The 12,526-nt window shown below is 49.7% G+C and carries 11 protein-coding genes and 1 riboswitch; of the genes, 9 read left to right on the forward strand and 2 right to left on the reverse strand.

What is annotated here, in order from left to right:
- Nucleotides 1–65: 65 nt before the first annotated feature.
- From D5E69_RS07135 to D5E69_RS07145, 3 genes are all read left to right on the forward strand, one after another.
- A complete protein-coding gene (locus D5E69_RS07135; protein ID WP_249931577.1) occupies nucleotides 66–1,916 on the forward strand; it encodes a terpene cyclase/mutase family protein in 1,851 nt (616 codons plus the stop codon).
- 69 nt (nucleotides 1,917–1,985) lie between these two features.
- Complete coding sequence (locus tag D5E69_RS07140) at nucleotides 1,986–2,762, forward strand: arylamine N-acetyltransferase family protein (protein WP_159129494.1); 777 nt, start codon at nucleotides 1,986–1,988, stop codon at nucleotides 2,760–2,762.
- Between the two features lie 51 nt (nucleotides 2,763–2,813).
- On the forward strand, nucleotides 2,814–3,089 hold the full coding sequence (locus D5E69_RS07145; RefSeq protein ID WP_048016220.1) for a hypothetical protein: 276 nt from the start codon (nucleotides 2,814–2,816) through the stop codon (nucleotides 3,087–3,089).
- Nucleotides 3,090–3,123: 34 nt separating this feature from the next.
- Here D5E69_RS07145 and D5E69_RS07150 read toward each other — a convergent pair whose 3' ends face one another.
- Nucleotides 3,124–3,720, reverse strand: coding sequence for a hypothetical protein (locus D5E69_RS07150; protein ID WP_159129495.1), 597 nt, complete (start codon nucleotides 3,718–3,720; stop codon nucleotides 3,124–3,126).
- Between the two features lie 113 nt (nucleotides 3,721–3,833).
- On the opposite strand from D5E69_RS07150, the gene D5E69_RS07155 reads away from it, so the two are divergent.
- The 3 genes from D5E69_RS07155 (at nucleotide 3,834) to D5E69_RS07165 (ending at nucleotide 7,332) form a co-directional block, all read left to right on the forward strand.
- Nucleotides 3,834–4,712 carry an ABC transporter permease subunit gene (locus D5E69_RS07155; protein ID WP_159129496.1) on the forward strand — a complete coding sequence of 293 codons (879 nt, stop codon included), beginning with the start codon at nucleotides 3,834–3,836 and terminating at the stop codon, nucleotides 4,710–4,712.
- A complete protein-coding gene (locus tag D5E69_RS07160; protein WP_159129497.1) occupies nucleotides 4,709–5,719 on the forward strand; it encodes an ABC transporter permease subunit in 1,011 nt (336 codons plus the stop codon). Before D5E69_RS07155 ends, D5E69_RS07160 begins: the two co-directional genes overlap by 4 nt.
- Nucleotides 5,720–5,823: 104 nt before the next feature.
- Nucleotides 5,824–7,332, forward strand: a complete 1,509-nt coding sequence (locus tag D5E69_RS07165) for a flotillin family protein (RefSeq protein ID WP_048005014.1) — start codon at nucleotides 5,824–5,826, stop codon at nucleotides 7,330–7,332.
- 303 nt (nucleotides 7,333–7,635) lie between these two features.
- Here the strand turns inward: D5E69_RS07165 and ade are convergent, their stop codons facing one another.
- Nucleotides 7,636–9,375 carry an adenine deaminase gene (gene ade, locus D5E69_RS07170; RefSeq protein WP_048005617.1) on the reverse strand — a complete coding sequence of 580 codons (1,740 nt, stop codon included), beginning with the start codon at nucleotides 9,373–9,375 and terminating at the stop codon, nucleotides 7,636–7,638.
- 73 nt (nucleotides 9,376–9,448) lie between these two features.
- Nucleotides 9,449–9,550, reverse strand: a riboswitch (purine riboswitch).
- Nucleotides 9,551–9,769: 219 nt separating this feature from the next.
- Between ade and D5E69_RS07175 the strand changes: the two genes are divergently transcribed.
- The 3 genes from D5E69_RS07175 (at nucleotide 9,770) to D5E69_RS07185 (ending at nucleotide 12,403) form a co-directional block, all read left to right on the forward strand.
- Nucleotides 9,770–10,555, forward strand: coding sequence for a DUF4397 domain-containing protein (locus D5E69_RS07175; protein WP_048005013.1), 786 nt, complete (start codon nucleotides 9,770–9,772; stop codon nucleotides 10,553–10,555).
- Nucleotides 10,555–11,169, forward strand: a complete 615-nt coding sequence (locus D5E69_RS07180) for a class F sortase (protein ID WP_048005012.1) — start codon at nucleotides 10,555–10,557, stop codon at nucleotides 11,167–11,169. Before D5E69_RS07175 ends, D5E69_RS07180 begins: the two co-directional genes overlap by 1 nt.
- A 256-nt stretch (nucleotides 11,170–11,425) precedes the next feature.
- Nucleotides 11,426–12,403, forward strand: coding sequence for an alpha/beta hydrolase (locus tag D5E69_RS07185; RefSeq protein ID WP_187427103.1), 978 nt, complete (start codon nucleotides 11,426–11,428; stop codon nucleotides 12,401–12,403).
- Nucleotides 12,404–12,526: the final 123 nt, after the last annotated feature.

The raw sequence follows: 12,526 nt of genomic DNA on the forward strand, positions 1-12,526 counted from the left end.
TATTTCTACCACGGCCTACCCTGACATATACATGTGATGAGACCGAGCAAAAGGGGGGTGGCACTGTGAAGAAACGGATGAGGTCCAAGTTGGACAGGATGGCAGAACAACTAGAACAGCGTCAAAATCCTGACGGAAGCTGGACGTTTTGTTTTGAAAACAGCCCCATGACCGATGCGTTCATGATCATTCTTCTCTGTAGCCTGGGTCGAAGGGAAGACCAGTGGGTGGATAAACTTGTGGAGCGTCTCTTCTGTCTGCAAACGAGAGAAGGGACGTGGAAACTGTTCAAGGATGAAGAGGAAGGTAATCTTTCCTCTACAATCGAAGCGTATGTCGCCCTGCGGATGAGCGGAATAAAAGAAAATGATGAGAGGATCACACGTGCTAAGCGTTTCATCCAGGATAACGGCGGTGTAGGAAAAGCTCACTCCCTTACCCGCTTCATGCTGGCGATACTCGGCGGAATGAAGTGGAAAAAGGTTCTTCCGGTCCCGATTGAGTTCGTCCTTATTCCTCCTTCCTCACCCGTGGGATTCTGGGACTTTTCAAGCTATGCCAGGGCCCATATGGCTCCGATCCTGTTATTGAAAAGCCGAGGGTACGCACACGGTCCGCAGGGAATCGCAGGGGAATTGAAGGCGATGAACCGGGAAGGGGAAGAGCGAATACCTGACGGGGAGAGGCACTTCCTGAATAAGATCTCCGGTGCTCTTGGAAGCATGGGAGGACTGTCTTCATCCCTCAAGGAGCGTGCCGAACAGTTCACGCGGGACTATATGCTGGAAAGGATCGAGCCTGACGGGACCTATATGAAATACTTCAGCTCAAGCTTCTTCATGATCTATGCACTCCTGTCCATCGGGTATCGCAAGGATGATCCGTTGATCGAGAAATGCGTTGAAGGATTGAAGGCGATGATCCTTAAGACGGAAAGGGGCTATCATCAACAGAATTCCCCATCCTCCATATGGGACACGGCGTTATTGTCCTATGCCCTTCAGTCGGCGGGGAGATCGGCTGCCGATGAATCCATTCGGAAATCCATACAATTTTTGCAGAAGCATCAGCAGTTCCGATATGGGGATTGGGGAATGGAGTCCCCGGTAGCCCCGGGGGGCTGGGGATTCACCGCGGGTAATACGATTCACCCTGATGTGGATGATACGTCTGCTGCTTTGAGGGCCCTGACATCAGCAGCAGCCGGCCGGCCTGACATGCGGGACTCCTGGCAGCGGGGAGTGGACTTTATGGTAGGGATGCAAAATTCCGATGGCGGATGGCCGGCTTTTGAACCGAACAAGACGAATGAGCTCCTCACGCTCTTTCCCATCAACGGGGCAGAAGCAGCGGCCATCGACCCCTCCACGCCCGATCTTACAGGAAGGGCGCTTGAGTTCCTAGGTAACTATGCGGGACTGAAGAGGAACCGCAGGGGAATCAAGAAAGGAATCAGTTGGCTGAAGAAAGCACAGGAGATCGATGGCTCCTGGTACGGGAGATGGGGAGTCTGCTATATATATGGGACCTGGGCGGCGGTGACAGGCATGAGGGCCGTCGGTGTGCCGGGGGATGACCGTCATCTTGTCCTTGCCAAACAGTGGCTTGAAAAAATCCAGCGCCGTGACGGCGGATGGGGGGAATCATGTCTCAGCGACCAAGTGAAGCATTATATCCCCCTTTATAAAGCAACCATTTCCCAGACGGCGTGGGCACTGGACGCCCTCATCTCATTGGAGGAAGGACCGACACCTGCCATTGATACAGGCATGCAGACCCTGCTTGAACTGTTGGAGGAAAAGGATGATTACCCTACCGGTGCGGGCTTACCGGGAAATCTTTATATCCATTATCACAGCTACCAGTGGATCTGGCCCATGGTAACCATCAGCCGCTACCTGACAAAGTATGGATAAGCATATGTACTGCTAAATGAATGGAATCCTGCCATACTAATAGGAACGAATATGGCAGGAGGAAAGAACATGAAGAATTTACAGCAAGACGTAAATCGTAGAATCGGTATGGAAGAGCGTTGGTCACCCGCTTTTGCAGATATGCCAGTCCTTCTAGAGGCATTTGCCAAGGCGGTTCCCTTTGAGAATATGGCCATCATAGAAGGTCGGCTCACACCATTCTCGGAACAAACCTTGAAGGAGAAGATCCTGGTGCGAGGTGAGGGCGGACTGTGCTACGACTTGAACGGTCTGTTATACCTCTATCTCGAGGAGGCGGACTTCAGTGTCACGCTTGTAAGGGGAGTCGTCTATCATCAGGGGAAAGGGGATTTCCATGATATCGGACGGACCCATGTCCTGATCCTTCTTGAGCATGGAGGAGAAAGCTGGGTAGTGGACGGCGGGTTCGGAGGGAATATCCCGCTGAAACCGGTCCCCCTCACGGGTGAAGTCGTAACGTCTGCAAATGGAGGATTCAGGGTGGCAAAAGAACACACGCCCCATGGTGATTATATCCTCCAAATGAAGCTGTCGCACAAATCCGACGAGTGGCAGAACGGGTATGCATTCGACACAACAAGACCCGTAACCGATCTGCGTGAACTGGCAGAAGTTCAAAAGACAGTGTCTGTTCATCCGGAATCACCCTTCAACCGGTCACCGCTCCTAACAAAGCGGACAGAATCGGGCAGCATCACCCTTACAGAGGGGTCGTTGACGGAATGGAAGGACGGGAACATGGAAAAGAGGGACGTGGATGAGGGGTCCTTCAAGTATTACCGAAAGAAATGGTTCAATGGATGATCCCCCGTCACTTCCATGTGTGATAGACTGGGAGCAAGGAGGTCATTTATCATGTTCGACATACTGCTGGCGATCTTCTTCATCCCGATTTTCTTCTGGACAATCAGGGTCGTCATAAGGAAAAGGAAGGCGTATGGCATGACCGGGATCAAATCGGCCCTTACCCCGATCTGTTTTTTATCCGTCGGGGTCTTGAATATCCTTGCCCTGCTGTTTGATTTCATCGGTCTGATCAGTTGGGGTCTGTCTGTTGCCTTCCTCCTCATCGGTGCCTATTTCACTAAGTATCAGATGCCGGAAGAGGACGGGGCCGAAGGCCATTATTGAAGACGAATCAAAAAAGAGCCCCTTGGGCTCTTTTTTAGTTGGCGGGAGGTTGCATATCGGACGTGAAATGATTTCCGTACCATTCTTCCTCTTCTGAAATGATAGCAGAGAACAGCAATCCACTGCTTTCCTCTCCGTTGGAATAGACGGGAACCGATCCATCTGCCATTGCCTCTTCCACATCCGTCTGGACTTCTTCAGGCTGGTTGTCCGGTATGAGCATGAGATCAACACGATAGCTGCTCTCATTATCGGGTCTTCTCAGCACTGTAAGCTCCATCTCCCCATTGTCACCGATGACGGCTTCTGAGGTCAGGACCGGTTTGGGATCCGGTTCCACCTGACCCGCTTCAATCTGCTCGAATGCATCTTCCTTCGCATACGGCTTCATCTCTACATTCAGGACGGTTCCCGGCGGAAGAGAGGTTTGAGCCCTCAAGATCACCTTGGGGTTATCCACCTGCATGGTGGCCGCAATCAACTCGGAACGCTCGGGAACCTGAGTGTCTTCCGGTGCAGCCGCCATTCCATTCCCTGCGGACGCTTCTTGCTCTGTTGGGGTAAATGAAACCCTGCAGCCTGAAAGGAGCATCGCGGCCGTGGCAGCTAAAATCAACGTTACGTATTTCATATGTGTCACCCTTATTCGTATATTCAGAATAATATTTACAATTCCATTTCAGTATTGTAACATTGTTTTTAGTTTGATTCTACATAAATATGGAAACGAAAAGGGGAGAAGAGATGAAGAGAGTACTATATACTCCTCTACACTTTATTTTAGTTATCATCGGTTTATTTTTATTGAGCGGTCTGGGAGCACTGTTATCCTATGACACCGAGCTTGTCATCAATTTCGGAGACTACGGTGTAAGATTGAAGGAGATTTTCAATCAGATCCTCCACCCTTCCCAGATCGCCATGCCTTGGGGAGAGGGCAATAAGGTTTATCCCATCACGACCGTATTCGGGAAAACATACGGATATTCCGTTTCCATCCTGATTGCCGCGTTTTTCGTGGCCGTGGCGTTTGCCATCGTCATCAGCTATTCCATCATGATGCTGCCGGGCAGGGGCTATCGTTTCACCATGAAAATCGTGAATGCCGTTGATGCCCTTCCCGATGTATTCATCGTCGTCGGTTTCCAGCTTTTCATCATCTGGTTATTCAAGCAGACGGGTCTCCTGGTCTTTGAGATTTACGCATTCGGAGAGGAGAAGATCTACTTCCTTCCGATTCTCTGTCTGTCGCTCCTCCCTGTCGTCTTCCTGGTGAAGCAATTCATCTTTCAACTGAAGGAAGAAGAAAACAAGCCGTACGTCGAATTTTCGTTTGCCAAGGGGTTCAGGAAGTCTTATACGGTATGGAGGCATATTTTCAGGAATGTATGGATTCACTTCTTCCTTCATTTGAAGCCGATCTTCCTATTGATGCTGTCGAATCTGTTGATTATTGAGATCTTATTCAACATCAACGGATTCATGATGACACTCTCAACCGCTGCAATCGCCGTACCTGCAGGCTTTTTTATCGGGCTGCTTCTGATATTCATACCGTTCTTCATTGTATTCCAACTCGGTTCATGGATCTTGAGCCGTTGGCTCGGGGGTGAACACGCATGAAGCCTTGGATGTTGAAACGACTCGCACTGCCCGTATTGTTCCTGACTGGACTCGTGCTGGCAAGCTTTTTACTTCCTTATATGAATCCGGACTTTGATGAAAAGACTAAGTACTTGCAGAACGATGAGGGCAGGGTGATTGCAGCTCCTCCTTACTCGATCAGTGAGATGCCTCCGTTCGGAGGGGACGTGCTTGGGAGGAATCTATTTTATCTATTAGTGGCAGGAGCGAAGTATACCCTGTTGGCTGCTGTAGCCATTGCGCTTCTGAGAATGGTCTTCGGCTTCCTTTTTGCGTGCATATATGCCTTCCTTCCGTCCTTGATCAATCGGATCCTGAAGGGTGTGACCGAAGCGTTTCAGTATATTCCTCTCGTGATCATCGTCTTCATCCTCCTGATTCCCCTAGAAATCGCCTTCTCTGGGGAGGTCTTGTCATCAAGTAAATACTTTGCCATCCAGATTGCCGTCATCGCCCTGGTGACGATTCCTTCTCTTGGAATCTATCTCGGGGAAGAAATGAAGTTGTTCTTGAAGAATGACTTTATCGATGCATCAAAAACCATGGGGGCTAATCGCTTCCATCTGCTGCGACGTCATCTGTTCCCGCAGTTCATGAGGCATTCTGTGGTGCTATTCTCAGAACAGATTGCAGCAGCCCTGGCGTTGATCATCCAGCTCGGTGTCATGCTCATGTGTCTCGGAGGATTGAAGATAGCGGACGTCGGAGTCATGACCCAGGACCTCGTTTATTTTTCCGAGACGAATGAGTGGGGGGCGACGATCGCCATCAATATCAAGGAAGTCTTCAACAGGGTCCATATCGTGCTCACTCCACTTCTGTTCTTCGCCGTCAGCATCCTGTGTGTCAATTCCATCAGTACAACCTTGAAGAGGGGTCTGGTGGACGGGCTTGTTCCTTCCATGAAGAAAAAAAGAGTACGAGATCAAAAGGCAGAGAGAGTAGAAATCACAAGTGAATCCTTTACAATGGATAGTGGAAAATAATTCATTTCGTCAAATCTTGAAACTTTTTGGCAGGTCCTTCCGTAGATAGTGGTGTAGGAATATTCCAATCTATTTATCAACCATCAACAGAAAGGGGTTTTATCATGGCAGGATTAACATTGGCAGGGGTGTTCGTCATTCTCATCCCTCTATTGGTCATCGCCGCAATCGCAGGGGTCGGCTATTATTTCTGGATCCGTTTCCGCTATCGTACGGCGAAGTCGAATCAGGCACTTATCATCACTGGACCGAGATTGGGTGATCCGGAGAAAGAAACGAATATATTCACCGATAGTGAAGGACGATCGATGAAAATCATCAGAGGTGGAGGATACAGGCTGCGTCGATTCCAGACGTCCACTCCGGTAAACCTTACGTCATTCCAGCTCAAACTATCGACGCCGCGTGTGTATACGAACGGAGGCGTCCCGATCGTGGCAGATGCCGTGGCCATGGTGAAGGTGGCCGATTCACTGAACGGAATCGCCAACTACGCCGAGCAGTTCCTCGGAAAAGATCAAAAGGAAATCGAAGATGAGATCATTGAAGTATTGGGAAGCAATCTGCGTGCCATCCTATCAAAAATGACGGTTGAAGACATTAACAGCAACCGTGAGAAATTCAATGCCGATGTGCAGGAAATCGCACAGCAACAGCTTGATCTCATGGGCTTCAAAATCACATCTCTCGGGTTGACAGACATCCGCGATGCGGATGAGGAAAATGGATACTTAAAAAATCTGGGTCGTCCAAGGATTGCCGAAGTGCGCAAGCTGGCTGAAATCGCCGAGGCCAACACGGAACGTGAAACACGGATTCACCGTGCCCAGACCGATCAAGAGGCAAAAGAGGAAGAATACAAACGCCAGATCACGATTGCAGAATCCAAGAAGGAAAAGGACATCAAGGATGCCTCCTTCAAGGAAGAAACAGAACGTGCACGGGCGAAATCAGAGCAGTCCTATGAACTGGAAAGAGCAAAACTTGCCAAGGAAGTAAAAGAAGAAGAATTGACTCTTCAATTCCTCGAAAGGGAACGTGCCGTCAAGCTCGAGGCCGAAGAATCCAAAGTGAGAAAAACCAAAGCCGATGCCGAGTACTATGAAACGACCCGTAAAGCGGAAGCCGAAGCACGCAAAGCTGAAATCGACGGGGAAGCAAAAGCGAAGATCCGCAGGGAAGAAGGATCCGCAGAAGCAGATGTCATCAGGGAGCGCGGTAAGGCCGAAGCGGAATCACGTAAGCTATTGGCAGAAGCGATGGAGAAACACGGAGATGTCATCATCACCGAGAAACTCATCGAGATGCTACCGGTCTTCGCCGAGAAGATTGCACAGCCGCTTAATAATATCGACTCTGTGAAGATCATTGACTCAGGCAACGGCCAGGGTGTCCCGTCTTTCGGGAAAAGCATCACCCGCACCATGCTTGACATGCAGGAGCCGTTGAAGGAAATGACGGGGATCGACGTGGGAGACCTCTTGAAATCCTACGCCAATCGTACACAGAAAATCGAAGTCAACCAGCCGGTCGCGTCCCAGCCGAATCACGCGGAAGCAGCGGCTGCGAAAGAAAGCGACGAAACGGAAGAGAGTCAAGAACCGAAAGAATAATCTCATACAACCCTTGTCCACAAAAAAATCCGAACGATCATTCGATAGTCTCCAAGATATCGAATGCGTTCGGATTTTTTGTGTCGGATGGCTTCAAGTTAGTGGTCGAAAAGCTTGAAGGATCGTGCAGATGTTCTTGCCATTACTGAGTGGATTGGAGCGGAAGGCGCTTGACTCCTGCGGAAATGGAGGAATGATCGAGACCCCGGAGGCGCTCTTCAGCCGAGGAGGCTCGACTTCCTCCCCGCGGAAAGCAAGTACCTGCAGCGGAAAGGAACGGACGGCTTCAGAACATCCTCACGTTCAACCTTCTGCACGGACCGGGATATGCTTCATCTCATCGACGTCGAACAGGCCGAGGTCGGTGAGCTTGATGCTCGGGATGACGGGTAAGGTCAGGAAGGACAGGGTGAGGAAAGGATTGAAATCTCCAGTGAATCCGATATCCTTCAAGGACGTATTAAGCTCCTCCAGCCCCTTGAGTACTTCTACATGACCGGCACTGGACATCAATCCCCCGATCTCAAGGGAGAGGGATGCAATCACCGATCCGTCCTTCACCATTACAAGTCCGCCCTTCATGTCGCGCAGAGCCTTGATGGCGGCAAGCAGGTCGGAATCGTTGGTACCGACGGCAACAAGATTATGTGAATCATGGGCAACCGTCGTAGCAATGGTCCCTGCCTTCAGTCCGAAGCCCTTGACGATGCCGAGCCCGATATTGCCTGTTGCGTGATGCCTCTCCACCACGGCCATCTTCAATTGATCATCTTCAATCGAAACGGAGAAGATACCTCCGGCTGTGTCCACGGTCTCGACCCGTTTAATGGTTTGAAGCTGATTCGGGATGATCTGAATGACGTTTGCTGTGCTGCCGCCATCCATTCGGATTGAAAGGTCTTCTGCCGCTACATCAGGAAAGTGGAGGGTATCGGCCAATGACATGGGCGGGGTTATATTCCCACCATTGATGGAAAGGGTCTCCCCGTCCCGGGCAACCAGGCGCCCTCCTTTATAGACAGAAGCGATGCGCAAGGCATTTAGATCGTCAAGAAGGAGGAAATCGGCATCGAATCCAGGTGCGATGGCCCCCTTGGTGTAGAGACCATAACATTCCGCTGCATTCAGCGTGGCCATTTGAATGGCCATGAGAGGGTCCATCCCTTCACCGATGGCCAGGCGGATATTGTGATCGATGCTTCCTTCTTCGACGAGATCATCAAGATGCTTGTCGTCCGTGCAGAACAGACAACGGCGCACATTCCGTTCATTCACTACAGGTAGCAATTTTTTCAGATCCTTCGCCACGGACCCTTCACGGATGAGAAGGTACATTCCCCGTCGGAGTCTTGCCTTTGCGTCTTCCACTGTATTGCACTCATGGTCGGTTGATACGCCTGCTGCACGGTACACATTGATGGCTTCCTGGGGAAGACCGGCCAGATGGCCGTCGACAAGACGGCTGTACTCAGAGGTCAAGGCAATCTTGTCTATAAGGCCGGGGGAGGCTGATCGCAGGGAAGGATAATCCATCACTTCGGCAAGCCCGATGACGCGATCATGCTCGAAGAGTGGGCCAAGGTCATCAGCGCCAAGTTCCGCTCCCGAATTCTCAAATGGCGTTGCAGGTACACAGGATGGCAGCATGGTCAACGCATCAAGTGGAAGGTTTTCTGAATCATCGAGCATGAACTGTATGCCTTCGACTCCTGAGACATTCCCGATCTCATGCGGGTCGGTGATGACCGTTGTCACACCATGGGGGAGGACCACTTTTGCAAATTCCGATGGCGGTACCATGGATGATTCGATATGCACGTGACCATCGATGAACGAAGGGCAGAGCCACTTCCCTTCTGCATCAATCGTTTCCTTTCCTTGGTAGTTTCCGATTCCCACGATGATGCCATCTGTGATCGCGACATCACCTTCTGCGATCTCCCTGTTGAATACATCTATGATTCGGGCATTCTTTATCACGATATCAGCCGTGGCAGTACCGGCGGCTGCCTGTATCCGTCTTGTCAAATCAGTCTTTTTCATCAACGTTTTCTCTCCTTTATAAACAAAAAGCCCCGGGGTTCACCCAGGGTTCGACGTTGGAGAAGGACAGGGCATACGGCCCCTGTCTCCTCGTAGTCAAACCATTTACGGTAGTTTGGTAGAAACTTTTGGACCATATTTCCAATATTATACGAGAACACTCATGCTGCTATTAAAATGTTTAAGGAACATTGTATATCCTGCTCTTTAGAAATGTCAATGAAAAATGGAAAGAACGGACCGGAAAAGGGCGGATTCAGGGTTCCGAATGGATCAGCACATCCAATGTGCTCAATCGGCAGGTTTAGAGTTGCAGGAAAAATGTAACCGTTATACATTAGATGTACAAGGTTCGATCAAACCTTGCATAAAACATATACAAGGAGTGGAGTGAATGAAAAAGCTTTTTGCAATGTTGGTCGCAGTGTTGATGACGTTTGGTGTATCGGGAGCTGCTTTTGCGGCAGATGGAGATGCCATGGTGCGAATCGTGCACGCATCCCCTGACGCACCGGCTGTCGATGTTTATGTAGATGGTAATGCAGTGGTTGAGGGAGCAGAATTCAAAGCCGCCACTGACTATATGGAGCTTCCTGCAGGTGACCACAAAGTGGAGATCTTTGCAGCTGGAACAAAGGAAGATCCGGTGATTTCACAAGATCTTACTGTTGAAGCTGGTATGGCTTACACGGTCGCAGCCGCCAATACCCTTGAGAATCTTGAACTTGTCGTAGCCAATGATTCCATGGACGTAACCGAAGGCAAGACAAAAGTAAGGGTCGGCCATTTATCCCCTGATGCACCAACAGTCGATGTTGGACTGAAGGATGGAGATGCGTTGTTCGAAGGAGCAGAATTCAAAGCCATCACGGATTATCAGGAATTGGATCCTGGAACGTATGATCTTGAAATCCGCACACCTGAAGGAGAGCAAGTATTGGATCTTTCCGGAACAGAACTAGCTGAAAATACCGTATACAGTGTGTTTGCCATCAATACAGCAGACAAACTTGAAGTACTTGTATTGAAAGATTACACGCTCATGCCAGGTGGAATGCCTGAAACCGGTATGGGAGGAGCGGCTGATCAAAATACAATGCTTCCGATCGTAGCAGCTGTTGCAGTGCTTGGTGGAGGAGCACTACTATTCATCAACCGTAAAAAATTATTCTCTTCTTAATGAAGCGGATCGCGGTTGTCCTGTTCATCCCGTTGCTTCTGGCCGCATGCTCCAATGACCCTTCCACTGCACCGGAAGCGGATGAACCCGTCCAAAAGGTACAAGCGGTGAAGCCTGCTGTTCAAACAGCCAACGTGCAGGATGATGAACAATCGATCACTCCGGAATCGATTACGATCCCTTCACTTGATATCGATGCCCCTGTGAAAGCATTCGGTCTGGATAAGGAAGGGAATATGGAGCTTCCCAAAAACGGGAAGGATGTCGCCTGGTTCTCACCTGGGATTCGTCCCGGGGAACGGGGAAATGCCGTCCTGGCAGGGCATGTCGATGACGAAAAGCAGCCTGCGGTCTTTTTCGACCTGAAAAATATCAAGAAGGGGGACAGGATCATCCTGAAGGGAAAGGATGATGAAGAACTCGTCTTTGAGGTGAAGGATAAACAAGCCTATCTGAAAGATGATGCCCCCCTTCGGAAGATTTTCGGGCCGGGAGATCATATCGGTCTTAATATCATTACATGCACAGGATATTTTGACCACGATATTCATAATTATGTCGAGCGCCTGGTCGTTTATACAGAGCTCGTCACAGATGAAAAAGCATCCGGGTGAACCGGATGCTTTTTTTCAGGTGGTAGTGAATCCTTACAGGTATGGAGGCATGTTCCATTTGTGGAATGATCATCTCTCCCGTGCCTTCATCTTCAACACATAATAGGGTTTAACTGCGTAGGGAATAAGGGAAAAAGGGGTAGAGACAATCTAGTTCAGAAATCTTCGGAAGATACCCTTTCCACAACTGACGGGTGATCCTACTTACCATTGACAGGCTTCCATGAGATGACTGACGATCGAAGGAGAACGAGTGATGAAAAGACGAATCATTTGGTTGATCGGTTCATTGTTGGCCCTCGTTGTCATCGTCCTGGGGCTTGCGGGTAACTATATATATGATCTTGCCATCAGCCGCAACAGCGGTGTTGTCCAGCTCTACGGAGGAACGGATGAGGCGGTGGAAGCTGTGAGCGCATTGGAAGAAGAACAAAAAAGGCTGGAAGAACTGCGCAGTTGGACGAGCAGGCAAAAATTCGAACAGGTATCCATCCAATCAGACGACGGTCTGACCTTGAAAGGCCTGTACCTCAAGAATAAGTATCCGAACGGAAAGACGGTCGTTCTTGCCCACGGATACAAGGGAAACAGTGACCAGCTTCCGGAGGTGACACGGTTTTATTATCGCCAAGGCTATAACATCCTTAAGCCCGATGCGAGGGGACACGGGGATAGTGAAGGCGACTATATCGGGTATGGCTGGCCAGACCGGCTCGATTATGTGAAATGGATCGATTTCCTCGTCAAGGAGAAGGGGGAGGAAGCAATCTTCCTTCACGGGTTTTCCATGGGGGCATCCACTGTCCTGATGACGAGTGGAGAAGATCTGCCGCCGGAAGTGAAAGGGATCATTTCCGATAGTGCGTATACGAATCTGGAGGACGAGCTTGCCCATCAGCTGAAATACCTCTATGATCTGCCAGCCTTCCCCCTTGTTGACGCCACTTCCATCGTCACCAAGATCCGGGCAGGGTACTCTTTCAAAGAGGCATCTGCTGTCGAGCAGGTAAAGAAGAATGATCTCCCCCTCCTGATCATTCACGGAGCTGAAGATGAACTGGTCCCAACGGAGATGGCAACGGAAATCTATAAGGCAGCCGGAGGGAAAAAGGACATGTGGATCGTCCCGGAAGCAGGTCATACGGAAGGATTCCTTGTTAATGAAACAGATTATGGTACGAAAGTCATTGACTTTGTCAATGAAGCGATGATGGAACAGGAAGAAAATAATTGAGGATGCTCCGTCCCCTAAGGTAGTCTGGGGACGGTTTTTTTGTATGATAATCGCTAAGTGAGAAGTTTTTGAAAAAAGTTCCTCTCAGATCATTGTAAAATTCTGATTATTAGGTATAATTCG

Source organism: Rossellomorea marisflavi, assembly GCF_009806575.1.
Lineage (GTDB): Bacteria > Bacillota > Bacilli > Bacillales > Bacillaceae_B > Rossellomorea > Rossellomorea marisflavi_A.